The sequence below is a fragment of the Fodinicurvata sp. EGI_FJ10296 genome (assembly GCF_040712075.1).
Lineage (GTDB): Bacteria > Pseudomonadota > Alphaproteobacteria > DSM-16000 > Inquilinaceae > JBFCVL01.
This window is the reverse complement of the sequence record NZ_JBFCVL010000002.1, coordinates 397,664-421,819: the sequence shown is the minus strand read 5'-3', so window position 1 is coordinate 421,819 and position 24,156 is coordinate 397,664. Positions and strand designations below refer to the sequence as shown.

The 24,156-nt window shown below is 62.2% G+C and carries 22 protein-coding genes; 13 read left to right on the top strand and 9 right to left on the bottom strand.

What is annotated here, in order from left to right; genetic code table 11:
• Positions 1–204: 204 nt before the first annotated feature.
• Complete coding sequence (locus ABZ728_RS05375) at positions 205–3,333, bottom strand: CheR family methyltransferase (RefSeq protein ID WP_366654878.1); 3,129 nt, start codon at positions 3,331–3,333, stop codon at positions 205–207.
• Positions 3,334–3,760: 427 nt separating this feature from the next.
• Here ABZ728_RS05375 and ABZ728_RS05370 point away from each other — a divergent pair, with 427 nt between their 5' ends.
• Both ABZ728_RS05370 and ABZ728_RS05365 read left to right on the top strand, forming a co-directional pair.
• On the top strand, positions 3,761–3,967 hold the full coding sequence (locus tag ABZ728_RS05370) for a hypothetical protein (RefSeq protein ID WP_366654876.1): 207 nt from the start codon (positions 3,761–3,763) through the stop codon (positions 3,965–3,967).
• Between the two features lie 45 nt (positions 3,968–4,012).
• Positions 4,013–4,690: a hypothetical protein gene (locus tag ABZ728_RS05365; RefSeq protein WP_366654875.1), complete on the top strand. Its 678-nt coding sequence runs from the start codon at positions 4,013–4,015 to the stop codon at positions 4,688–4,690.
• 282 nt (positions 4,691–4,972) lie between these two features.
• Here the strand turns inward: ABZ728_RS05365 and ABZ728_RS05360 are convergent, their stop codons facing one another.
• A complete protein-coding gene (locus ABZ728_RS05360) occupies positions 4,973–5,542 on the bottom strand; it encodes a sigma-70 family RNA polymerase sigma factor (protein WP_366654874.1) in 570 nt (189 codons plus the stop codon).
• 628 nt (positions 5,543–6,170) lie between these two features.
• Between ABZ728_RS05360 and ABZ728_RS05355 the strand changes: the two genes are divergently transcribed.
• Together ABZ728_RS05355 and ABZ728_RS05350 are read left to right on the top strand one after the other, a co-directional pair.
• Complete coding sequence (locus ABZ728_RS05355) at positions 6,171–6,926, top strand: Crp/Fnr family transcriptional regulator (protein WP_366654872.1); 756 nt, start codon at positions 6,171–6,173, stop codon at positions 6,924–6,926.
• A gap of 264 nt (positions 6,927–7,190) precedes the next feature.
• The gene (locus tag ABZ728_RS05350; RefSeq protein WP_366654870.1) at positions 7,191–8,378 is read left to right on the top strand and encodes an acyl-CoA dehydrogenase; all 1,188 of its coding nucleotides are present in this window, start codon (positions 7,191–7,193) and stop codon (positions 8,376–8,378) included.
• 391 nt (positions 8,379–8,769) lie between these two features.
• Here the strand turns inward: ABZ728_RS05350 and ABZ728_RS05345 are convergent, their stop codons facing one another.
• The 5 genes from ABZ728_RS05345 to ABZ728_RS05325 form a co-directional block, all read right to left on the bottom strand.
• Positions 8,770–10,275 carry a hypothetical protein gene (locus ABZ728_RS05345; RefSeq protein ID WP_366654869.1) on the bottom strand — a complete coding sequence of 502 codons (1,506 nt, stop codon included), beginning with the start codon at positions 10,273–10,275 and terminating at the stop codon, positions 8,770–8,772.
• 90 nt (positions 10,276–10,365) lie between these two features.
• A complete protein-coding gene (locus ABZ728_RS05340; RefSeq protein WP_366654868.1) occupies positions 10,366–11,127 on the bottom strand; it encodes an aldolase/citrate lyase family protein in 762 nt (253 codons plus the stop codon).
• 29 nt (positions 11,128–11,156) lie between these two features.
• A complete protein-coding gene (locus ABZ728_RS05335; protein WP_366654866.1) occupies positions 11,157–12,662 on the bottom strand; it encodes a tripartite tricarboxylate transporter permease in 1,506 nt (501 codons plus the stop codon).
• A 10-nt stretch (positions 12,663–12,672) separates the two neighbouring features.
• Positions 12,673–13,155, bottom strand: coding sequence for a tripartite tricarboxylate transporter TctB family protein (locus tag ABZ728_RS05330; protein ID WP_366654864.1), 483 nt, complete (start codon positions 13,153–13,155; stop codon positions 12,673–12,675).
• Positions 13,156–13,175: 20 nt separating this feature from the next.
• The gene (locus tag ABZ728_RS05325) at positions 13,176–14,171 is read right to left on the bottom strand and encodes a tripartite tricarboxylate transporter substrate binding protein (RefSeq protein WP_366654862.1); all 996 of its coding nucleotides are present in this window, start codon (positions 14,169–14,171) and stop codon (positions 13,176–13,178) included.
• Between the two features lie 201 nt (positions 14,172–14,372).
• Between ABZ728_RS05325 and ABZ728_RS05320 the strand changes: the two genes are divergently transcribed.
• A complete protein-coding gene (locus tag ABZ728_RS05320; protein WP_366654861.1) occupies positions 14,373–15,374 on the top strand; it encodes a LacI family DNA-binding transcriptional regulator in 1,002 nt (333 codons plus the stop codon).
• Positions 15,375–15,552: 178 nt separating this feature from the next.
• Here the strand turns inward: ABZ728_RS05320 and ABZ728_RS05315 are convergent, their stop codons facing one another.
• Positions 15,553–15,870, bottom strand: coding sequence for a hypothetical protein (locus tag ABZ728_RS05315; protein WP_366654860.1), 318 nt, complete (start codon positions 15,868–15,870; stop codon positions 15,553–15,555).
• Positions 15,871–16,014: 144 nt separating this feature from the next.
• On the opposite strand from ABZ728_RS05315, the gene ABZ728_RS05310 reads away from it, so the two are divergent.
• The 5 genes from ABZ728_RS05310 to ABZ728_RS05290 all read left to right on the top strand — a co-directional run bounded on the left by ABZ728_RS05310 (position 16,015) and on the right by ABZ728_RS05290 (position 20,001).
• Positions 16,015–16,170 (top strand): hypothetical protein, encoded by a 156-nt coding sequence (locus ABZ728_RS05310; RefSeq protein ID WP_366654859.1) that lies wholly within the window; start codon positions 16,015–16,017, stop codon positions 16,168–16,170.
• A 62-nt stretch (positions 16,171–16,232) separates the two neighbouring features.
• Complete coding sequence (locus ABZ728_RS05305; protein WP_366654858.1) at positions 16,233–17,123, top strand: DMT family transporter; 891 nt, start codon at positions 16,233–16,235, stop codon at positions 17,121–17,123.
• 95 nt (positions 17,124–17,218) lie between these two features.
• Positions 17,219–18,001: an ABC transporter ATP-binding protein gene (locus tag ABZ728_RS05300; RefSeq protein ID WP_366654856.1), complete on the top strand. Its 783-nt coding sequence runs from the start codon at positions 17,219–17,221 to the stop codon at positions 17,999–18,001.
• Positions 17,998–18,873: a metal ABC transporter permease gene (locus ABZ728_RS05295; protein WP_366654854.1), complete on the top strand. Its 876-nt coding sequence runs from the start codon at positions 17,998–18,000 to the stop codon at positions 18,871–18,873. The genes ABZ728_RS05300 and ABZ728_RS05295 overlap by 4 nt, the downstream gene beginning before the upstream one ends.
• A 132-nt stretch (positions 18,874–19,005) precedes the next feature.
• Positions 19,006–20,001 carry a metal ABC transporter solute-binding protein, Zn/Mn family gene (locus tag ABZ728_RS05290; RefSeq protein WP_366654852.1) on the top strand — a complete coding sequence of 332 codons (996 nt, stop codon included), beginning with the start codon at positions 19,006–19,008 and terminating at the stop codon, positions 19,999–20,001.
• A gap of 6 nt (positions 20,002–20,007) precedes the next feature.
• Here ABZ728_RS05290 and ABZ728_RS05285 read toward each other — a convergent pair whose 3' ends face one another.
• A complete protein-coding gene (locus ABZ728_RS05285) occupies positions 20,008–21,036 on the bottom strand; it encodes a Gfo/Idh/MocA family oxidoreductase (protein ID WP_366654850.1) in 1,029 nt (342 codons plus the stop codon).
• Positions 21,037–21,129: 93 nt separating this feature from the next.
• On the opposite strand from ABZ728_RS05285, the gene ABZ728_RS05280 reads away from it, so the two are divergent.
• The 3 genes from ABZ728_RS05280 (at position 21,130) to ABZ728_RS05270 (ending at position 24,130) form a co-directional block, all read left to right on the top strand.
• Positions 21,130–21,774 (top strand): nucleoside triphosphate hydrolase, encoded by a 645-nt coding sequence (locus ABZ728_RS05280; RefSeq protein WP_366654849.1) that lies wholly within the window; start codon positions 21,130–21,132, stop codon positions 21,772–21,774.
• 64 nt (positions 21,775–21,838) lie between these two features.
• A complete protein-coding gene (locus ABZ728_RS05275) occupies positions 21,839–22,753 on the top strand; it encodes a helix-turn-helix transcriptional regulator (RefSeq protein ID WP_366654848.1) in 915 nt (304 codons plus the stop codon).
• A 348-nt stretch (positions 22,754–23,101) separates the two neighbouring features.
• On the top strand, positions 23,102–24,130 hold the full coding sequence (locus ABZ728_RS05270) for a TRAP transporter substrate-binding protein (protein ID WP_366654846.1): 1,029 nt from the start codon (positions 23,102–23,104) through the stop codon (positions 24,128–24,130).
• Positions 24,131–24,156 lie beyond the last annotated feature (26 nt).

The window sequence follows — 24,156 nt, the reverse complement described above, 5'->3', positions numbered from 1 at the left end:
CATAGCTATCCCCGTCGTTGACGCAGATATCAAGCAGCGCCGCGTCTACCTGCTGGGAATCCAGAAGCCGCATCGCCCGCTCGACGCTGGGCACCGGGCCCGCGATCCGGTATCCGCCCGACCGCAGCCCACTCGCCTGATCCTCGGCGATCAGCCATTGATCTTCGACAATGAGAACGTGCGGTCCTGCGGCCAATCTACCCCCTATGGGCTGTGCAGAAAGGAGAGTCGGACTTTCAAACCATCGGTATGGAAGTTTGTTTCGACCTCACCATTCAGCTTGTATTCGATCTCGCCTCTGATCAGCTTCAGACCGAAATTCACCTGGCCCGGTTCTTCGACCGGTGGGCCATCCTGCTCGCGCCAGTCCAGACGGAAGGTATCCCCTTCGACCGACCATGTCACGAAGACGCGGCCATCGTTCGTAGAAAGGGCACCGAACTTCGACGCGTTGGTCGCCAGTTCATGCAGCACCATCCCGACGGCAAGTCCCTGCTGTGGCGGAAGCGACACATCGTCGCACCCATGGAGGATTGCACGTTCAAGTCCGAAGGGCTCGATTTCCTGCGTGACGAGGTCGCGCACCGATGCCTCCTGCCATTTCCTGCGCGACAGCAGGTCGAAGGTGCGGGCCATGGCGTGGAGCCGGCCGACAAAGGCGTCGTTGAACTCATCGGGCGACAGTGTCGTGGCGCGGGTCTGGTTGGCGATGCTGACCACAACGGCCAGCATGTTCTTGACCCGGTGGTTCAACTCGGCGACCAAAACCCTCTGCTGCTCCTCTGCCTTAGCCAGACGCGTGACATCAATGAAGGTCACGACGACGCCGCGAATGTTTTCGTCGGCGTCCCGGTACGGAATCAGCCGCACGAGATATTTCTTGCCTTCGGCGTCGTGCGACAGGTGATGCTCGCGGATCTCGCCGGTGTCGAAGACCATACGAATATCCGTCTGCAGTTCCGGATAGTCGAGATTGTTGGACAGGTCGGTCAACGGCCGCCCGATGTCAGACGGCAGCAGACTGAAAAAAGACGAAACCGCCGGCGTATAGTTGCGGACCCGGAGGTTGCGATCGAGGAACACGGTCGCGATCTGGGTGCTGGAAAACAGGTTCTTCAGGTCCGCGTTCGCACGGTCCAGTTCCTCGACCTTGCTGTTGAGCTCGGCATTGATGGTATTAAGTTCCTCGTTCAGCGACTGCATCTCTTCCTTCGAGGCTTCGAGTTCCTCGTTGGTCGATTGAGCCTCTTCGTTGACCGAGACCAGTTCCTCGTTCGAAGACTTGAGTTCTTCCAACGCCGTTTCGTATTCCTCGATCGTGGATTGCAGCCGGTCCCGCGTTTCCCGAAGCTCCCGTTCGAGCTCCGCCGTGTCATCCGGGCGGCGTCCGCATTCCGCTGCGATCTCGCCCGGATTGCGTATCGGGCTCTGCGGCTCGAAAAGGATGAGCAACAGTGGTTCCCGCGTGCTTGTATCGTCGAATGGCTCGACACTGATCCGCATGATCTGGCTGCGGCCATCGCCGTATTCGACGGCAATGTTATCCCTCGCCGCCAGCTGGCGTGTTTCCGTTACCTCGCGCAGTGCGGCGCGCAGATCCATACGCAGGCTGCGTCGAACCATGCTCAGGATCTGCCGCGTGGGCGCACCCTGTGGTGCCTCGAGCAGGTGTCCGGTCTTGGCGGAATAATAGACCACATCCCCATCGTTATTGACGACCACATGCGGCGGCGCATGACGTTCCAGCACCCGCGCCTCGACCGACTGGCGCAGCGCGTATCCGGTTGTGCGCCCATCGCCGGTGCCGGAAAATCCGGCCCCGGGCGACCGGGTATCGGTACCGCCATGGAAGGCCGGCAACCGGCCGATGCGAGTGACGTGTTCGCGGGCCTGGAAAATCCGGCGTTTCTTGTCGATCGTCACGAACAGATCGGCGTGCTGGCTAAGGCTCTCCGAACTTCCCAGAAACAGGAATCCCCCCGGCCGCAGCGAGTAGTGAAAGGCGGGAATGACAAGGTCCTGCGCCTCCGGGCTCAGATAGATCAGCAGGTTCCGGCAGGTCACCAGATCCATCCTCGAGAACGGTGGATCCCGGGTGATGCTGTGCGGCGAGAAGATGCACATTTCCCGTACATCCTTGCGCAGCACAAAGCTGCTGCCATCGCTCTGGAAGAATGATTGCCGCCTTTCGTCCGACACGCCACTCAACAGCGGTGCCGGATAGCGCGCGGCCCGGGCCACTTCCAGTGCCGGTTCATCGATGTCGGTTGCGAATATCTGCACCCTTGGACCGGGCGCCGGCAGCTTCTCCAGTTGTTCGGCCATCAGGATGGCGATGGAGTAGACCTCTTCCCCGGTGGAGCAGCCCGCGACCCATATCCGAATTGTGTCGCCCGCATCCCGACCGTGAAACAGCTTCGGCAGGACTTTTTCTTCCAGCTCCCTGAAGGAATCCGGATCGCGGAAGAAATTGGTCACATTGATCAGTAGATCGCGAAAAAGATTGATGACCTCGGTGGAGTCCCGTTTCAGCAGGGCGATGTAGTCGTCGACCTCTGTCACCTGGGCGATCTGCATGCGCCGTTTTACCCGGCGCATGAACGTCTTTGCCTTGTAACCGGAGAAATCGTGGCCTGTGTGGCTCTTTATCAGGCCGTGGATCGACTCGCGAGCCTGCTTCAGCTCGTTCTCAGCGTCCTTCTCGTTGTTCGGAACCACATCAATGGCATCGAAGCTGTGGGCGAACGCCATTAGCTTCCTGCCCATATCCTCTGCGGTCACGGCAATGTCGACGAAGCCGCTGGCGATCGCGCTCCTGGGCATGTCGGGGTTCCGCGGACCCGAACCGTCGGGGATCTGGGCCAGTGTCAGCCCGCCATATTCCTTGATTGCCTTTACCCCCAGGGTGCCGTCGGAATCGCCGCCGGACAGGACAATACCTACGGCTCTTTCGCCCTGATCCTGGGCCAGGGCGCTGAAGAACGCATCGATCGGCTTGCGCTCGCGGTGCAGCGCATCGGCCGGGGAAAGTCGAAGGCGGCCCTGTTCGATCGTCAGAGCGGCATTTTCGCCCAGAACGAAGACGGTGTTGGGTGCCACCGCAACACCGTCCTCTGCCACCTTTACCGCCATGTCGGTATACCGGCCGACGACCTCGTGCAGCAGGCTTTCGCGGTCGGGGCTGAGATGCGTGACGACGACGAATGCCATGCCGCAGTCCGACGCAACGCCCTTGAAGAGGGCTTCCATGGCTGCAATGCCACCGGCAGAAGCACCGATACCGACAACGGGAAAATTTCCGGTCATGGCGGAACTGGATGAAGCGATGCTCATTGAAGGTCCGGTTCCAGATTGGCCCGGCTAACATATAGGAAACCGGCACGGGTTTGGCACAGGTGATCACGACCTTGTCCAGGGTAGTCTAACTGGAAAAGCGATCGCCGTCGCGGTGTCGCTGAAAGGTGCCGGTCATTGGAACCGCCAGGGCCTGCCGGCAGTTGATCATGCTCAAACAGCGGACGTCTGTCCTTTGAATGCCGAGCACAATCAGTATCCAGCATAGTGCATCCCAGCCAGACTCAAAAGGGCGGTGTAATCGAGCGCCGGCATACCAAAATAACACTGTATCGTTGACCAAAAGCGCCTCGAAAGGCACATTGAGACAAAGGGATGCAATCGAATGGCCCGGTTGGTTGCCGATTGAGCACGCAATACCGCACCTTTGGGTGTCGGGCCATTTCTTCCGGCCAGGAGCCTGAGTATGTCGAAATCCAGAAGAACGCCGATTATCGATCGCAACGTTCGGGTGAAAGACAATGAGACCGGGGAGTCCTGGGTTACGGATATTGAGTACGAGCCGGTGCCGGAGCGCATTCTGATTCTTGCGGAACTTCTTCAAGATGCACTGGACCAACGACGTGAGGAATTTGAGAACGAGCGCCCCGTTCACAAATCGAATTACCACTAGCCACAGGGCGCGCCAGCCTTTCGGCGGTAGACGCCGAGACTGAAAGTGGGAACGATGTGGAACCTTCAGGGCTTGAACATCCTGATCGTAGAGGACGAATTCCTGCTGGCTGATGATTTGGCGAGCTATGTTGCCGAGGCCGGTGCGAATGTTCTCGGGCCATCTCCGTCTTTGGGGCATGCGGCGAATTATCTGTCGCGCGCCGATGCCGCTGTTCTGGATGTCAATCTGAACGGTTGTCCCGTGTTTCCGCTGGCAGACGATCTGATCAAACTGGGCGTACCGTTCGTATTCTTCACTGGTTCTGACGACTTCGAGCTGCCATCGCGCTTCATCCATCTGAATTTTCTGCGCAAGCCGGCCAGCCGGCAAAAGCTGATCGGTGCGATGCTGGGCCGTGACCTGCTCGAAACTGACGCCAAGGGCCAGCAGCGACGGCAGGTTGGCCGGCAAGGAAATGCCCGCACGATGCCGAGGCACGAGGCGTCGGTGGCAGAAATCATGCTGCTGCTGCCGAGGTTGCGCCTTGCTGCGCGTGTCATGACCGGTGGCGAAGAAACAGGCGATCATCTGGTCGCGCAGACGCTGGAGCGTGCAATCGCCGAGGCGGCGGGCAAGCCGTGGGAAGTCCCGCTGCTGGATTGGTTGAACAGGATCATGGATGAGTGTCTCGGCTCGCGCTTGCATATGGGCGGCGATGCTTGCGGTCGTCAATCTCACTGACAATTCAGGCTCAGCGCGGGCGACCGGACGAAACCCGCGCCGGTTGGGCTGCGATCTTCATCGGTTCGTCACGGGGCGCATTGCGGTATAAATGGAGATTTTTTCACCCTGATCGTCCCGGGCGTTGCGCGGCCACAAAGTGACGCGCTGCCGACCCGGGACCTCTTGCAGCAACTCTCGATTATTTTACGCGAAACAGCTGCATTCGGCTCGGAGTCTCCGATTTGTGTGGGGGACGATCACAGTCGGGCGATCAACAGGGCGCAGGCGCTGTGCGGACGGTTACTGGACGCCCCGTTGCTCGGCAACGCCAAGGAAATCCTTGCCGTTGATCAGATCGGTCGGGCTTTTTTCGCCAGTCGTTTCAAGGAGTTTCTGACGTGCGCGGCTGAGCCGACTCTTGATCGTCCCGATCGAGCAATCGCAGATTTCAGCCGCATCGGGATAACTCATCCCCAGCATCGAGATCAGCATGGTGACTTCCCGCTGTTCGTAGGGAAGATTGAATACAGCCTGAGTAATCTCGCTGCCGCGAATACCCCATTCCTGCGACGGCAGGCTGGACGGCTTGCTGGATACGCAGTCGGCCGCTCCCGGGCATTCGCGATTATAGACTTTTATGCCCGTATAGAACGTGTTGCGCATGATCGTGAACAGCCAGGATTTCATGTTTGTTCCCGGCTGGAATTTGTCAATATTGGCGATGCCCTTCATCAGGGTTTCCTGTACAAGGTCGTCGGCATCATAAGGACTTCGGCAAAACGATCTCGCGAATGCGCGAAGCGCCGGGATCATCTCCAGAAGTTCCGATATTGCTTCAGGTGCTTCTCCATCAGGATTCGGTGCAGGCATTTTCGTGCGTGTGTTAGCGGCCTCTTGCATAGCCTTAGCTCCGTTTGTAAACCCAGATTTCGCCGGCTAGCGCCCGTGAGTTCGCAACAGTAACAAATGGTCTGTCACTTAAGTTCCGAATGTGGCGCTAAATTCGTAGCTGCACAAGCGTCTACTTGTAGCCAATTGGTGGTATCTCCGAGTAACATATGTTAATTTGATAAGGGCAAGACAATTACATTGTAGCGTTCTGATGCCAGTTGAGTCCGGCTAGCCCGAGATTTCACTCACAAAATGGTTATCTCGAATGCGTTTTGTCGAACATTTGTCCGGCTTTCGAGCGGATGCCAAATGGCGCGTCGTTCGGGCGACGCGTGGCCCGGGCCGGAACAAAGGGAGCGCCACGGCCGTTCGAGAAAAATGAAGCCGGCGATGACGTTGTGAAATGGTATCGGCACTGATCGGACAGGGCGGATCGATCGTAAGAGAAGTGCCGTCAATCCAATGGATCATCGAACCAGGGATACGTTGAAGGCGGGCAGTGGCGTGTCCATTGTGGCGGACTGGCGTTGAGCGCCCGAGCGGACCCAGGCGGGGACCTGGCGGGAGTCGTGTAGCGGATTGTCAGAGTGCGGTGAATGTTGGGACGATGAACAAGAACAAATCCGAACCTGCCGGGCACCCCCCCGATGGTCCGGTGGAGGGGCGGAAACCCGCTGACGACCGCGAACCTTCCGCGTCCGCTTCGCCCACCGACCGGGGCGGTCTGGAGACGTATTTCGCGCAGTCCCGCTGGTATCGGCGACGGTCGTACCTTTGCTCGAAGGAGAGCATACCCAAGCGTGTCTATTACGTGCGGTCCGGGATCTGTCTCGGCTTCGATATGATGGCCGACGGCCGTCGTCAGGTCGTGTCGATCTACATGGCTGGCGATTTCATCAATGCCGAAGCCGTATTCACGCGGCGCACCAGTCTCGACATTATGGCGATGGAAGACGCCGAAGTTGCCGCAGCCACCGTGGCGGATATCGATGTCCAACTGACGGCCGATGACGGCTTCCGAATGTTGCTGACCAAGGCGATCGCACGCCGGAACGCCATTCTCGAGGCATGGGTTGGCGCGCTGGGTCGGAAATCGGCGATGGAGCGGATGGCCATGCTGTTCTGCGAGTTGGCCTGGCGTCTGAAATCCAAGGGCCCCGGCGATGGGGGCCAATCCTGCAGCGTTCCGTTCAACCAGCACGATCTGGCCGATATTCTCGGCATCTCGGTCGTCCATGTGAACCGTGTTCTAAGGACAATGCGGGAACTGGGCCTGGCCACCTTCGATGCCGGCCAGATCGAGATCCTCGATCCCGTCAGGCTGTCCGGCATTGCCGAGTTCGATGCCGCCTATCTGCATTAGAGACCGGTCGACGGATCGTTTCCGCATGCCGATCGCTCAGCCGGTTCAATAACAGACGTCGGTACGATACCATTCTCGCGGGTGCGCCGAAGTCCGAACCGTACCCAAGTGCATATTTCGCTGTCTTCCGATTCCATGGTATCCGGGGAACCGCTGCGCTTGGCGGATCGTCCGGGCCGGTGGAACCGGCTTCCGAGCGATGGTATGGTGCGGCATGATACGCTGGCGGCTGACGCTGCCATAACTGACGTGAGAGCGATAACGATGACCAAGGACTCCCGACCGGCCTTCGACTGGACCGACCCCCTGAAGCTGACGGATCTGCTGCCGGAAGAAGAGCGGATGGTCAGCGAGACAGCCGAAGGATACTGCCGCGACCGGCTTATGCCGCGCGTGCTCGAAGCCAATCGCCACGAACGCTTCGATCGGGAAATCATGACCGAAATGGGCGAGCTGGGCCTGCTCGGCTGCACGCTGCCCGAAGCGTATGGCGGGTCGGGCATGAGCTACGTGTCCTATGGCCTGATCGCCCGCGCGGTGGAGCGGGTGGACAGCGGCTATCGTTCGGCGATGTCGGTCCAGTCCTCACTCGTCATGCATCCGATCTTTGCCTATGGCACCGAAGATCAGCGCAAGCATTTTCTGCCCAGGCTTGCCAGCGGTGAATGGGTCGGCTGTTTCGGTCTGACGGAACCGGACGCCGGTTCGGATCCGGCGTCGATGAAAACGCGCGCCAAAACCGTCGACGGTGGATACCGGCTCAGCGGCACCAAGACCTGGATCACCAATTCCCCGATTGCTGACGTATTCGTGGTCTGGGCGAAGACCGACGACGGCAAGATACGCGGCTTCATCCTGGAAAAAGGCATGGAGGGGCTGACAGCACCGAAGATCGAGGGCAAATTCTCGCTGCGGGCGTCGATCACCGGGCAGATCGCCATGGACGATGTCTTCGTGCCCGAAGACCATCTGCTCCCGAATGTCAGCGGTCTTGGCGGGCCTTTCGGATGCCTGAACAATGCGCGCTATGGCATTGCGTGGGGCAGCATGGGTGCGGCGGAATTCTGCTGGATGGCAGCCCGCGATTATGCCCTTGAGCGCCAGATGTTCGGCAAGCCCCTGGCGGCGACCCAGCTGATCCAGAAAAAGCTGGCCGATATGCAGACGGAGATCACGCTGGGCCTGAGCGGTGCCTTGCGGCTGGGCCAGTTGAAGGACCAGAATGCCGCGGCGCCGGAAGCCATCAGCCTGATGAAGCGGAACAATTGTGGCAAGGCGCTGGACATCGCCCGCGCTGCCCGCGACATCCACGGCGGCAACGGCATTTCCGACGAGTACCACGTCATCCGGCATGTCATGAATCTCGAAGCCGTCAATACCTATGAAGGCACGCATGATATTCATGCCCTGATCCTGGGCCGCGCACAGACGGGAATTCAGGCGTTCGGATAGTCCGCGTCACTTCGTTCCGCGCTGCGGCCGGGAATACGGTTGGGGTGGAACCGCGCAACCATTCCCTTGATCGTCCTGGGCGCTTTTTCGTTTCCTGGCGAATGGACAAGGGGACAGCGCCCAAAGAATTCCCCCGCCCCGGACGCGATGCGGCACGAAGTGAAGCTTCGCCGAGCCGGGGCCCATACTGCCAACGCTCTCGCGGCGCGTGTGGACCCCGGATGGCGCTTCGCGCCTCCGGGGAGGGGATAGGAAGCGGATTTCGGTTTAACAAGTGCAGTTGGTGCTGCACCGACAATTTGTGAATCCCATAGGACACCGATCGGGGACCAGGAGCCGGATGCACCCGCTTCGTGCCTGACGATCGAGTGTTCAGCGTATTGATGCAGATCTATCGATCGACCGAGAACGTCACACTGTCGTAGTCCAGACGGTGGCCGCTGGCGACGTTGTATTCGAAGACCTCGACGGTCCAGTCGCCAGCGGTCCAGAAACGTTCTTCGAATTCGAACATTCCCCAGTCGCCGTAAGCGCCGCCCATGGCGGAGCCCTCGATCGTCGGTTCCTCGTCGTCGCCGTGATAGGCCTCATACTGGATGTTGGCTTCGAAGGTATTCGAGCAGCCGACGAAGCCGACCGTAACCGGCCCCATACCGGCATCGGTCCAATTCCGTCCCCGGTCATTGGGAAAGACAATGATGCCGCCGGGCGTGCTTTGGTCAATGGCCCCGCAGTCGACCAGTTCAGAGGTCGCGACGGGCGGCATATGCGCGCCGTCCGGGCGATAGGCCGGCATGTTCAGGGCCTCGGCTGGAACGATCGCGTCGATCGATGTGCCCGGCTCTCTGGGCGGTGCGCTGGTCAGCCCGTCGACTGACGGCTCAGAGCTGGTGGCCATGTCGGGCTGCGTTCGGGCTTCGGCCACCTCGGCCGTCACCAATAGCGGCTCCTGACCCGGTCCCATGGATACGGCAACGACGCGCCGCCAGAAGGCTTCGGTCATATGGTCCATCAAATGCGTGTCGTGTATTGCCGCATCGACGACCTCGTCCTGGCCCAGGTTGATCTCGATAATGGTTTCGACGAACGGTTCGGCGAAGCCGACACTCTCGCGCGGTTCGACCTGGCCGGGCCAAAGCCGGCCATCATGGATCGATGCGATACCTTGCTGCAGCGCAAGCATATCCATCGCGGCGGCGGGCGAGATTACACCGCCGCGGCGAACGCCATAGGGCTGATCGAAATCGATGCTGGCATCGCGTTCGTTGCCCCAGGAAACGGCATCTTCAATAACGGTATCGGTCGTCAGGCACGAGGTGTCGAAACAGTCCACCGAGGCGGCTTTGGCGTCAGGCATTTCCATGCGGGAAATCGAATTGATCGAGGCCGGTGTGCCTTGAACCGGCGACATGGCGAACCGATACGAAACATGAGGGCCATCGCCGAACACGCCAGCGGGCGGCGCATGCTCGGCGCCGTGGGTTTCGATCAGTTCTTCCCGGATGGCCGGCCCCAGATTGAACCGGTCGATCTGGATGAAGGTCATCTGGGTTACCCGTCCAGGGGGATGGCCACCAACGCCGCCCAAACCGAGCTTCAGCCGGTACCGCGCCCGCTCAACCGGCTCTTCGTGGGCCTCGACCGCCAGGATCGCCATGACTTGCGGGCTGATCGTGCCCATCGGCGTAATAGGCGGTGTTCCGTCCCATTCGAACCCGTCGTGGATCGGATCTGAAAAGCCGGCGGTATCGATTGGTTGATACCCGGAGATATCGGTGAAGTCCGCGGCTGCGTCCACAAGTATGGGGGCGTCAGCCTGAGCCGGGGCTGCCGAAGCGAACAGCATCGCGGTGGCTGTGATCGATGCTGTGGCGAAGCAGGATGGCTTCCGGAGCATGAGCGACGCGTCCCCCATTCTTGTGTTTGGCACTACAGCCTGTCGAAATTCCGGATTCCCCTCGACACCGCCGTAACGTGTTGCTTTGGCTCAGCTGCCGAGTTCGGCCTTTGCGGCCTTGGCGCCGGCCATGAAAAGGACGATGTCGCTGGGGCCGGCGACCAGCCGATGGCCGAGCTTGGCCGTGTCGGTCATCGTGCGGCCCGGGATCGGGATCGTGCCCATCCATTTGCCGGTCCTGGTGATGCGCTCTTCGGCGTTCTCCATCACCTTGACGAACTCCGGATCGGCCAGCCGTTCCAGTTTTCCCATCGATCCGGCGAGGTCGTTGGGTCCGATGAACAGCATGTCGATGCCGTCGACGGCGGCGATGTCGTCGATGGCCTCGACCGCCCTCACGCTCTCGATCTGGACGATGACCATGATCTCGTTGGCGCTTTCGGTCATGTAATCGCTGTCGATGCCATAGCGGGCGGCTCGGGCGATCGGCGGCGCATAGCCGCGCAGGCCCCGGGGCGGGTAGTGGCAGGACCGGGCGGCGATCAGCGCGTCGGCGCCGCTTTCGACCATCGGGATCATGACCGATAGCGCCCCGGCGTCCAGGATGCGTTTCAAAGCCGTTGGATCGTTGGCCGGAACCCGAACGATCGCTTCGCCCCCGGCCGCCTCGACCGCGCGTACGGTGTTGATGGTGGTCTCGAACCCGCCAGGACCGTGCTCGGTGTCGATCAGCACATAGCGCCAGCCAGCGGCAACCGCGGCTTCGGCCAGGGCCGGACTGCCCGTCTGGTTCCATATCAGGAACTGGGGTTCGCCGCGTTTCATGGCCGCTTTGAGGGTGTTCTGTTTCATGATGTTTCTCTGGGTTACGAAATAGTTGATCAGGCCGAAGGCGTTATGCCCAACTCGCGCCGCCGCCCGCGGACGCCCTTGACGATCATCGCGATCCACAAGGCGACGGTCAGCACACCAAGCACGCCGGAAACCGGGCGGTCGAAAAAGGCCACGATCGACCCCTGGCCGCGCATGACCGTGATCATGAAGCGATCCTCGACCATGGGACCAAGCACGATGCCCAGAATCGCCGGCGCAATGGGAATGTCGTTCTCCTCCATCAGGAAGGCGATGATGCCGAGCCCGAACAGGATCCAGACCGCGAACAGCGTGTTGTTCACGGCATAGGCGCCGACGATGCAGAAGATCAGAATCATCGGCATGAGAATGCGCATCGGCACCCTCAGCACCATGCCGGAAATTCGAATGACCATGAATCCGAGCGGCAGCATGATGATATTGGCGACGATGAAGGCCAGAAACACCGAATAGACGAGGTCCGGCTGCTCCGTGAAGACAAGCGGCCCGGGCGTTAGCCCCTTCAGGAACAGGATGCCGATGGCGATCGCCGTCACTGTGTCGCCGGGAATGCCGAACACCAGCGCCGGCGTCCAGGCCCCGGCGACCGCGGCATTGTTGGCCGATCCCCCGTCGACGATGCCCTCCACATGGCCAGTGCCGTACTTTTCCGGCTCGCGCGAGAACCGCCGCCCGAGGGTGTAAGAGATCCATGCCGCGATATCGGCACCCGCGCCGGGCAGCGTGCCGAGGCCGCTGCCGAGCAGGCTGGACCGCAGGATGTTGACTTTGTAGCGGCGCAGCATCCGGCCCATTCCGGTGAACAGGGGACCGACGCGCGGCGGCTCGACGTCTTTGCCGGGATCACCCTTGAGCGCATTGCGCAGAATTTCCGAGATCGCGAACATGGCGATCATCGCTGGAATAAAGCTGATACCGTCGAGCAATTCGACCGATCCAAAGGTAAAGCGCGGATAGCCGACCGCGATGTCGATTCCCACCGTGGCAATGAACAGCCCGATCAGCAGTGACAGTGCGCCGCGCACCGGCGAAGGGCCCGAGATGAGCACAGCGCAGGTCAGTCCGAGGCATGCCAGCCAGAAATATTCGACGGAACTGAACTGGATGGCGACCCGTGCCAGTTGCGGCGACAGCGCCATCAGAATGATCGTGCCGATGATGCCGCCGATTACCGAGGTGACCAGACCGGCGCCAAGGGCATAGCCGCCTTCGCCGCGCCGCGTCATCTTGTAGGCCTCGTCGACATAGGCGGCCGAGGCCGGTGTGCCGGGAATCCGCAACAAGGCACCGGGTATGTCGCCGGCGAATATCGCCGTTGCGGTTGTGGTCACGATGGCGGCGATCGCCGGAACCGGTTCCATGAAGAACGTGACCGGGACGAGCAGCGCCACCGACATGGTCGCCGTCAGTCCCGGGATCGATCCGACGAGCAGCCCGTAGATCGCCGCCAGAAAAATGACCAGCAGGGTCTGAGGCTCGGTTATATGGCCGATGGCCTGGATGAAGGCGTCCATCGATTCCCCTCTACCACGCGATCGGCAGCAGAATGCCCCAGGGCAGCGGCACTCGTAGCAGACTATAGAAAATGTAATGAATGACCAGAGCCGCCACGATCCCGGCCGGAACCACGGCAATCGGGTTCACCTTGAAGGCGGCCAGCATGCCGCCGACGACGATTGCGGCTGTGATATGAAAGCCCAACCATTGCGAGGCGGCAATGTAGAAAAGGAGCGACGCCAGGACCGCAACAGCCCGGAACCATCCCAGCGGCTCGCGCGCCCAGTCAGCCAGAACCAGCATTGGCGCGCCTCTGCCTTGCCGATGGTCCAGGACGGCCCGTCCGATCAGGACAATCCCGCATATCGCCATGCCGCCACCGATGATGCTCGGGAACAGCCCCGGCCCTACGGGCATGCCCGCCAGGATCGGGAAGGTCTGGGCGTAAAGGGCGACCGCGCTGCCGAAAAGCAGCACGATCACCCCGATAACGGCATCATTCGCCTTCATGATTGCAGAACGGCCCTGACTTACTGCGCCAGGCCAATCGCCTGCATGGTTTCACCAAGGCTTTCGTCAGAGTTCTCGATATATGTGCGAAGATCTTCGCCGCCCCGGAACACGACTTCCGCGCCGCGGCCTTCCTTGAATTCCGCCCATTCGTCGGTCTGGGTGATTTCCTCAACCGCATTGGCATACGAGCAGGCGATGTTTTCGGGCATGCCGCCGGGGCCGCTGATCGTGATATAGGCAGCCAGGGTCCAGCCGCTATCCAGGACTTCGGCCGTCAGCGGCACGTCGGGCAGGGCGCCCATAGGCTCGTCGTGCATATAGGCCAATGCTTCAAGCTCGCCGGCCTGGACCTGTGCCAGCGCTTCGGAAAGGGCAACCGTCACCATGTCGACGCCGCCGGCCATCAGTTCCTGCATGCCCGATGCGGCACCGTCCGAAGGAATCCAGCGGATCGCCTGCGGATCCATGCCTTCGGCGTTCAGCATGCCGGCAAGCGCGAGGTGCCAGATGCCGCCCTGCGCCGTTCCGGAAGCCGTCAATTCGCCTGGGTTCTCATCGGCATAGGCGAGAACGTCTTCAAGCGACTCGAATTCGCTGTCGGCGGCAACCGTGACGCTCGCCGGCACGATATCGATCAGGGCAATGGGTGTGATGCCGGTGTGGTCGAGGTCGGTCAGGCCGGCCCAATGCATCGTCGCGATTTCAACGGTCACGGCGCCGACGGTGTGGCCGTCGGGTTCGGCGTTGGCGATCGCCGTGTGGCCGACGACGCCGTTGCCGCCAGTCCGGTTGACGACGTTGAACGGCTGTCCGAAATGCTCCTCCAGCATGCTGGCCAGCATGCGCGAATTGGCGTCCGTGCCGCCGCCGGCGCCCCAGGGAACGATATACGTTACGGGGCGATCGGGGGTCCAGTCGCAATCCTGTGCCACGGCCGTGTTGGCCGTACCGGCAACGAATGCACCCGCGGCGATGCCTGCGGTCAGGGCGGCTGTCAGAATGTGTCGGGTCATTTATGATCCTCCCAAAGGATTGTTGATTTCACTGAACCTTGCGTCGGCCGTCTTTGGGCCGATGATTGCGAATGGTACGATGTCTTATCAAACGGGGTGGCGCAAGCCTTTTTGAACCGGTTCAAATGGCGATATTGGACGGCGGAGTGGCGGCAACGAGCGGTTATGGAGCCGTGAAGCGGGAACTGTGAGGGGCAGGCTTTGAAGATCACATTGCGCGATGTTGCAGAGCGGCTCGGCATTTCCGTATCCACGGTCTCCATGGCCATGCGCGACAATCCGCTGGTTGCCGAGGAAACCCGGCGCCGGGTCCGGGCCGCCCTGGATGAGATGGGCTATGTTTACAACCGGGCCGGCGCCCAGCTACGCACCCGCCAGTCGCTCAGCATCGGCGTTGCCATAAACGATCTGATGAACCCGTTTTTCGCTGAGGTCATTGCCGCGGTCGAGGATCGTCTGGCGGCGGCTGGCCGTATGGTTTTTCTCGCCAATACGTCGGAATCGCCGGAGCGCCAGCAAATGTTTCTCAGGGCGCTGGCCGAACACAACGCCGACGGTCTGATCGTTTGTCCGGTAGCGGGATCATCGGTGGAGGATTTCCGGCGGTTCGCCGCATCGCGCCCGGTGGTCCTGGTATCGCGGACGCTTGCGGGTTTGACATGCGATCATATCGTCAATGACGACGAGATGGGCGGCATGCTGGCCGCGCGTCACCTTCTTGATCTGGGGCATCGGCGGATCGCCTGGATCGGCGGCGGCACCAGGACGTCGACGTTTCAGCGGCGGTGGGCCGGCTTTACCGCGACCCTGGAACGCGCAGGCGTTGCCCCGCCGGTACGCATCGCGGCCAGAGCCACCAGAGAGGCCGGCGCCGCGGCCGCATCGTCACTTGTGGAAATCGATCCACCGCCCACGGCCGCCGTCTGCTTTGGCGATCTGTTGGCGCTGGGACTGCTGGCAGGATTGCGGCGGAGCGGTGGGCCGCGGGTGCCGGAAGACCTGTCCGTCATCGGTTTCGACGGCATCGGCGAAGGCGAGATGGCCGATCCCGTGCTGACGACGGTATCGATCGATCGCGAGACCATCGGCAAGACGGCGGCGGCCTTTCTGCTGGAGCGGCTGGCCGACAAGGGGCGGCCGATCCAGTCCAGCGTCGTCGTGCCGACACTCAGGCCCGGAGCAACGACCGGGCCTTGCCGGTGACAACGGAAGACGCCGTTCAGCGCCCCCGCGTTCCGCTTCCTGATCGTCCCCGCCTTGAGTGGGGACCTCGCGCGGCGGCTCTCGGAATCGGAGACACGAACCGGGTTCATCCGGCTCGGGGCTCCCGATCGACGTCGGGAGCGATCAGGGAATGGCTGGTCGTGATCAGCGAGTCCCGCTAACGACTCTGGCCGATCTGGTCCAGGGCGATGCGGTTGGCAACAGCCAGTTTTTCGCCGGCATCTCCATTGGCCGATGCGGCCACCTTGCGCGCCTGACCGATCAACCGGTCGCGACCGGCTTCGGCCTCGGGCAGGGAAAGCGGCTGGTCCTGCACCTGATCGACGAACTCCCGCGCTGCCATGGCCAAAAGGATCAGCGCGGCGGCATTTTCGGAATCCTGCTCCGCCGTCGCCAGACAACCATCCGCAAAGGCCATGAAGCTGGTCGTTCCCGGCTGGGACTCCTCGAAGCGCTTGATCGTGTCGGTGAGCATGAAGCCGGTCTTCCCTTGTGGCGTTGACGTGATATGAGTTCAGCGTTCCGGAAGCCACGACACGGTTCGTGATCCGGGCCTCAAATTTTGTAGACTTCAGTGTGTATATCAAATTCCGCCCATTTGGCAACGGAGGCCGTTGGTATGAAGGCGCCAGACACCCCGAATTCTTCGTCTTCGGCTGCAAGGCGTTCGAGCGGCTGGATCGGTCTGCTGGGTTGGGGAATTGGCCGACGACTGGGTCTGGCGGCGGTGCTGCTTATCGCCATTTGGGCCGCTGTCTACTGGGCACTTGCCTAGCCGTGACCCGTGCCGTTGACCGTTCGGCCCAAACTGCAACACGCTTGTCCGGGACGCCGTCAATGACAATGCCGGTGGCCTCACCGATCGCCGCCGTGTTGTTGATGGTAGCGGCCAGCGCCTGCATCGCGGCCACGACGCTGATCGCCAAAACGCTCGGGGATGCCGGCGTTCAGGCCGGTGTCGCGGCCGAGGCGCTTCACCCGGTTCAGGTCAGCGCGGGGCGCTTCGTCTTCGCGTTTCTGGCACTGGTGCCGCTGCTTGTCGTTTACCGTCCCGGCCTGCGCGGAGCGGCGTGGCCGATCCATATCGGGCGATCGGTCGCCGGCTGGAGCGGCGTCAGTTGCATGTTCGCCGCCGCCGCGATGATGCCGCTGGCCGAGGCGACGGCAATTAGCTTCCTCAGCCCCGTCGTGACAGTGCTGCTGGCGATCCCGCTGCTGCGCGAGCGGGTGGGCATCTGGCGGATCGGGGCGGTCATTACCGCCATGATCGGCGCGCTGGTGCTGATTCAGCCGGGAACGGCGGCATTTCAGGTTGCGGCGCTGCTGGCGCTGGCGGCGGCCGGATTTCTTGGCCTGGAAGCGATCTTCGTCAAGAAGCTGACCGGTGGGGAGCCGCCGCTGCGCATTCTGGCAATCAACAATGCCATCGGCAGCGGATTGGCGATCGCGGCCGCTTCGTTCTTCTGGGTCGCGCCGTCGCCGACCCAATGGCTGTTGCTGGGGGCCATCGGCGTGATCATGGTCGTGGCTCAGGCGCTCTTCATTCAGGCAATGCGCCGGGGCGACGCCAGCTTCGTCATCCCGTTCTTCTACGCCACGCTGATCTTCGCCGCGCTCTATGATATGGGCGTTTTCGGGGTGATTCCCTCGCGGACCGGCATGGCCGGCGCCGCCCTGATCGTCGCCGGCGCCCTGGTTCTGGCGTGGCGGGAGCGCCGGCCCGGCTGAAGGCGATCAGCCCAGATCCTGGCTTGACAGATGTTATGATGTAACATATCAATTCGGAGCGTATCGATGGATGATCGCTTCGTTCCGGAGTCCTCATGGTCAAAGCCACAGCAAGCGTCGACGTCGAGGGCATCTGCCTCGCTTATGGCCGTACGACAGTCGTCGAGGGTGTCGACGGTTCATTCGAACCGGGCTCGATGACGGCCGTCATCGGTCCCAACGGCGCCGGGAAAAGCACGCTGTCGAAAGCTCTGGTCGGGTTGATCCGTCCGGCACGCGGCGTGATACGGCTGCATGGTCAGCAAATCGCCTATCTGCCGCAGCGCGCCGACATTGACAGCAGCTTTCCGATCTCGGTACGGGACGCCGTACAGTTGGGGCTCTGGCCGCGTCTCGGCGGCTGGCGGGGCGTCAGCCGCGACGACCGGGACCGCGTCGATGCGGCGCTGGAGGCCGTCGGACTGGCCTCATTGGCCCGCCGGGTCGTCGGCGACCTTTCCGTTGGCCAATTGCAGCGCGTCTTTTTCGCTCGGCTGATGGTTCAGGACGCACCCGTCATTCTGCTGGACGAGCCGTTCAACGCGGTCGACGAAGCAACGGTGTCCGACCTGCTGGAAATCACGCTCGGCTGGCGCGACGAAGGCCGGACCGTCATTGCCGTGCTTCATGACCAGTCGCAGGTCCGGCACTATTTTCCCGATTGCCTGGTGCTGGATCGGACGGTCAAGGCCTGGGGGCCGACCGCGTCAATCCTGGGCCCAATCTCGACCATTCCCCGGAGCAGCGACCGCCGGATGCCGGCCTTCGGTGCTGAGAGTGTGGGTGCCGAGGGCTTGGGCAATGGAGACCGGGGGCATATCGGCGCGGGTGGAGTATGACCGATCTGGCCGGCCTGCTGGTCGATCCCATAAACGATTACAGCTTTATGCGCCGGGCGCTGGTGGCGGGGTTTGCCCTGGCGCTGGCCTGCGGGCCGGTCGGCGTGATGCTGATGCTGCGCCGGATGAGCCTTGTCGGCGACGCGATGGCCCATGCGGTGCTGCCCGGTGCGGCAATAGGGTTCCTGATTGGCGGTCTGAGCCTGACGGCCATGACGCTGGGCGGGGCGATCACCGGCGTCGTCGTCGCGGTGCTGGCTGGTGTGATGGCGCGGCTGACCCCATTGCGCGAAGACGCGACCTTTGCCGGTTTTTACCTGATTTCGCTGGCGCTGGGCGTGCTGCTGATTTCCACCGGCGGCAGCAGCGTCGATCTTGTCCATATTTTGTTTGGCACGATCCTCGCCATTGATCGGGAGTCGCTGTTCCTCGTTGCGGGGCTGTCCAGTCTGACAGTCCTGGCGCTGGCAACGTTCTATCGCCATCTGGTCGCCGAAGCGTTCGATCCGAATTTCCTGCTTTCCGTCAAGGGTGCCGGCGGCGTCGTCCATGTCCTGTTTCTGGCACTGGTGGTCGTCAATCTGGTTGCCGCCTTCCAGGCGCTCGGTACCCTGATGGCGGTCGGCCTGATGATGCTGCCGGCGCTGGCGTCGCGTTTCTGGGTGCGTCAGGTCTGGAGCCTGTTCGCCGTCGCCGCCGGCGTCGCCTTTGTCAGCGCCTATGCGGGCCTGATCCTGTCGTTCCATCTGGATCTGCCCACCGGCCCGGCGATCGTGCTGTTCGCCGGGGTCGTTTACCTGCTCTCAGCCGTGATCGGTCCGTATGGCGGACTGATCACACGACAATGGCGGACCGCTTCCAGCGCCGCCTAGGGACCGAAACCAAACTTTCATCGACCAAACCTCCACTCGGAGCCTGCGCGACGTTCACCGCTAGAACGGCTCGTGCCCGGGAATGGGCAGGGTCTGTCCGCTGCGAAGCAAATCAACAGGATGGAGCATCACATGACACCAGGAACACTGAGCATGGCCGTGCTGGCGGCCGGAACATCGCTGCTGACGAGCGCCGCGGTGGCGGCGCCAGCGGAACGCGCGCCGCTGAACGTCGTCGCCTCGTTCACGGTGCTGGCGGATATCGCCCGCAATGTCGGCGGTGACGATGTGGTGGTCGAAAGCCTTGTTGGCCCCGACAGCGACAGCCACGTTTTTGAGCCGTCGCCATCGCACGCTCAATCCGTCGCCAATGCCGACCTCGTGGTGATCAACGGCCTTGGTTATGAAGGCTGGATGGGTCGGTTGATCGATGCCAGCGGTTTCGATGGTCCGGTCGTCATGGCATCGGCCGATGCGGAATTGATCGAGACGGGCGGCGCCGACCATCACGGTCATGACGATCACGGTCATGACGACCACGAAGAAGACGATCACGGGCATGACCACGAGGGTGATACCGGAGGCGACTACAATCCGCATGTCTGGCAAAGCGTTTCCGGCGGCCAAAGCTATGCGCGCACCATTGCCGATGCGCTGGCCGACGCCGACCCGGACAACGCCGAGGCCTATCGGGACCGGCTGGCCGCCTACGATAGCGAGTTGGCCGCGCTGGACCGGGAAATCGACGACCTCCTCGGATCGTTGCCGGAAGAGCAGCGCACCGTCATCGTGCCGCACGCCTCATTCGATTATTTCAGCCGGGAATACGGGATCACGTTCCTGTCACCGTCGGGCCTGACGACCGAGGCGGAGCCGACGGCGGCACAGATGGCCGGTCTGGTCGACCTGATCCACGCCGAGGGTGTTGCCGCGATCCTGGCCGAGAATGTTTCCAGCCCCCGAATGGTGGAACTGCTGGCCGAGGAGGCGGGACTGGCCGTTGGCGGCACGCTGTACTCCGACGCGCTTTCGGGCCCCGACGGCCCAGCGCCGAGCTATATCGACATGCTGCGCCACAACGCCAGCGTTCTGCATGACGCGGTGGATCAGGGCGTGCATTCCGAATAGGGACGCTTAGCCGACGGGTTCCCACTGCCCGCTGGCGCCCGACCGGAAGAGGGCATCGATGACGCGCATATTGGCGATGTCGTCGTTCAGGCTTCCATCGGCGTCGGCGGCGCCGTCGCCGGCGTCGCACAGGCGCGCGCGATGGGCAAAGGACTGCACTTCGAGCGCGAACTGGTCGACGGCGGGAACGGTGATGATGTCGGACCGGGCACCGGTAAGATCCGATCCGTCATCGATGATGATGCTGGCCGCATGGTCGCGGGGCGGGTTGAACGGCAGGGGCAGCGTCATGTGGGCGGTCTCGCCCAATATCTGGCAGAATTGGCGCTTCGCGAGTTGCGTGGCACAGGTAAAGGTCAGATGCCGTCCGCCGGGAAACTCCACGATGGCGCTGGTCAGCCGGTCGACGCACATTTCGGGATCGGTATCCATGGCGGCGAAGACACGGGTGGGCTCCGCGCCGAACACCGCGCGCGCCGTTGTGATCGCATAACATCCGATGTCATATAGCCCGCCGCCGCCGGTTTCGGGACGGTTGCGGATGTCGCCGGGATCTTTCTGACGATAGGTAAAGGCGGTCTGGATCGCGCCGACGGCCCCGATGCGGCCGTCGCCGATCAGTTGCCGCGCCATTTTCCATTGCGGATGATGGTGCACCATGAACGCCTCGACAATCAGCCGGCCGCTTTCGCGCTGCGCGGCGCGCAGTTCCTCGGCTTCGGCGGCGGTCATCGCGATCGGTTTTTCGCAGAGCACATGCTTGCCGGCTTTTGCGGCCAGGACCGTCCAGGGCACGTGAAGGTCGTTCGGCAGCGGGTTATAGATCGCGTCGATGTTGGGGTCGGCGAGTAGCGCCTCATAGCCTTCGCAGGCATTGGGAATGCCGTGGGCTTCTGCCATTTCCGCCGCCCGCCCGGCACTGCGCGAGGCCACCGCGACCACCCGCTGTCCGGGGGTCGCTTCCACGCCGGGAATGAAGCTGCTGCGGGCAATTCGGGCCGTGCTCAGAATGCCCCATTTGAAATCCGCACTCATTTGTGCCTCCCTGTGGTCGATTATCTTTGATGTCGCGGAGCTCGGCGCCGTCGGACGGGTTGCCAGGTGCCGCCCCTGCAACCGGGAGATACCATGGACTTGCCGCAGATCGCGAATACGATTCTCTCGTGGAAGAATCGCCAGGAACGCTCGGTTGGCTCCCGTTTTGTCGTCGGTATAGCCGGGCCGCCGGCGAGCGGCAAGTCAAGCCTCGCCGACCGTCTTTGCGCCGAACTGGCGGAGTCAGGCAGTTCGACGCCCGCCGTCGTCCCGATGGATGGCTATCATCTCGACAACGCGGTTCTGACGTCGCATGGGCTGCTGGCGAAAAAAGGCGCACCGGAAACCTTCGATGCCGACGGTTTTATTCGCGATCTTCAGCGGCTGAGGAACCCTCGCGGCGCCGTCTATGTACCCGTCTTCGATCGGGGGCTCGACCTGGCGCGGGCAGCGGGGCGCGAGATCGGTCCGGAGATCGACACCGTTCTGGTGGAGGGCAATTACCTGTTGCTGGACCGTTCTCCCTGGTCTTCGGGCCGCGCCGTGTTCGATCTGAGTATCATGCTGACGGTGCCCGAACCGGTGCTGCTGGATCGCCTGATAAAGCGGTGGCGTGACCACGGTCACGATGCCAGGGCCGCCGAAGAGCGCGCGCGCGGCAACGATCTGGTCAATGCCCGCGTCGTCGGCCGCGAGTCCGTGCAGGCGGATCTGATCGTATCCAGCGACGAGGGATGATCGTGGCTTTTCGATGGGCGCAAAACCACTTGCCGCGTTCGGGCCGCATCGCCATCATCGCCGCATGAGTATTCGGTTTCAGGATATCGGGCAGCGGCTCAAGGCATTTCGCATCGGCGCCGGGCTTTCGGCGGATGAACTGGCGAAGCAGATCGGCATTTCGCGCGCCGCGCTCTATCGCTACGAAAAGGGCGAGGTCGCCAAGGTCGATACGCTCGAACGCATTTCCGACGTTCTGGGCGTGTCGGTGCCTAATTTGCTGGGCGTCGGCATGGAATATGTACCGTCGGCCATCGGCTTTTTCGAGCGGATGCGCCAGATCGAGGCGGATGCCGAGCGCATCATCGTTCTGTTCGGCCCGGTGTCCTATCTGCTGACATCGGATGCGTTCGACGAAACGTTACGCGTGGTGCTGAAGGAAGGCATCCCGGAACAGGTCGACAACCGGACCCAGGCGCTCGCCGCGGTGGACGAGTTGATGGAGATCCTGCTGGCCCGCAAGCGCCAGTACCGGGAACGCCGGCCTGCCGTCGTCAGCCTGATTTCGGGCGCGGAGTTCGAGCGGTTTCTGCGCAATGGCCTGGTCGGCACGCTGGATATGGACCCTGAAACCCGGTACCGGCGACGCGTCATGGCGCTGCGCGAAGCCGACCACATCGTGCATCTGATGGAGGAACAGCCCATCGGCGTCCAGATCGGCGTGGTCCTCGATACCATGCCCAATACCAGCTTTCAGATCTTCGGCCAGACCGACCGCGCGCTGCTGGCGATAAGTCCGTTTCGTTTGGGCGAGCAACCGAATATCCGCGTCGGCGTCGCCCTGATCACGGCGGCGCCGGAAGCCATCGACCTGCATCAGCGGATCGCCGACGATCTGTGGTCCCGCGCCTTGAAGGGGCCGGAAGCCGCCCGTTATCTGCGCGGCCTGATCGATCGTTGCGGCGTGCGCGAGGAAACGCTCTCCGAACGAACCGCATGACGCCAATTGCGATCCCATCGCCGGAGACGCAAAGCATCACATCGTGCGGCATCGCCCCCTGATCCCCTCGCCGGAGGCGCGGGAGCGCCATCCGGCGTCCACACGCGCTGGGTCGTTTGGCGCCGGATCTGCGAATTCGGCATCGCCTCTCGCGATAACGGTCTATCCACATTATCGTAGGCATCATGGGCGGCGGCTTCGGGCACACCAAGCCGCAAGAGTTCATCAGAAGCGTTGCAATTCAGCCCGTGTCTCAAAATTGAGAATTATCTTGACTTTGTGACATGCCAGTGTCTGACTTCTCCCGGAGCCGACGCGGTTCCGGGTTACCGATGGGAGCACGAAAAAATGAAATTCGAGAATCGCCACAGCATAATCGTCGCCACCGTGGCAGCCGCGATCGCCGCCGGCGCTGCCGGAACTGCGGGTGCACAAAGCTATGTTGCGCAGATCGGTCATCTGGAGGCACCCAGCCAGCCACGCCACCAGGGCCTTGAGCGGGTTGCCGAACTGGTCGAGGAACGTACCGACGGCGAGGTCGCGTTCGAACTTTACCCGTCATCACAGCTCGGCGACGCGCGGGCGATGAACGAGGGTGTGCAGCTCGGCACGATCGAGGGCACCGTTTCCCCGGCCGCATTCCTTGGCGGCTTTAACCCGGCGGTCTCGATCCTGGACATTCCCTATCTGCTGCCGACCGACCTGGAAGACGCCAGCGAGATGCGCCAGGGCGAATTCGGCGACGCCGTTCTGGAGACATTCGCCGAGCGTGGTTTTCATGCCGTCGGGCTCTGGCCGAACGGCCGCAAGCATTTCACGTCGGTCAATCCGATTGCTGATATCGAGGATTTCGAGGGCCAGCGGTTCCGGGTCATGGACTCCGCCATCCTGATCGAGCAGTTCAACGCGCTGAACGCGTCGGCCGTCGCCCTGCCGTTCGGTGAGTTGTATACCGCCTTGCAGACCGGCGTGATCGAGGGCCAGGAAAACCCGCTCGATACCATTGCCACCATGCGGTTCTACGAGGTGCAGGACTATCTGCTCGTCTCCGACCACGGACACATGGAAGATGTCATCCTGTTCAATCCGGCCTGGTGGGAAAGCCTGCCGGCGGAATATCAGGACATCATCGTAGCGGCCTTCGAGGAAGTCGCCCCCGAGGTCGAGGAACTGAAGGAAACGGCACAGGAAGAGGCGCTGGCAACCATCCGCGAGGCGGGGCTCGAGGTCGAAGAACTGACCGACGAGGAAAAGGCCCGGATGCGCGAGACCATGTATCCGCGGGCCCGCGATGCCTATCTGGAGCAGGCCGGCGAAGAGGGTGAAGCCCTGATCGAGTTGTACGAGGAAGAGTACGCCCGCATCGTCGGCGAATAAGGCCGAAAGGCGAGGGTGGCGGACGA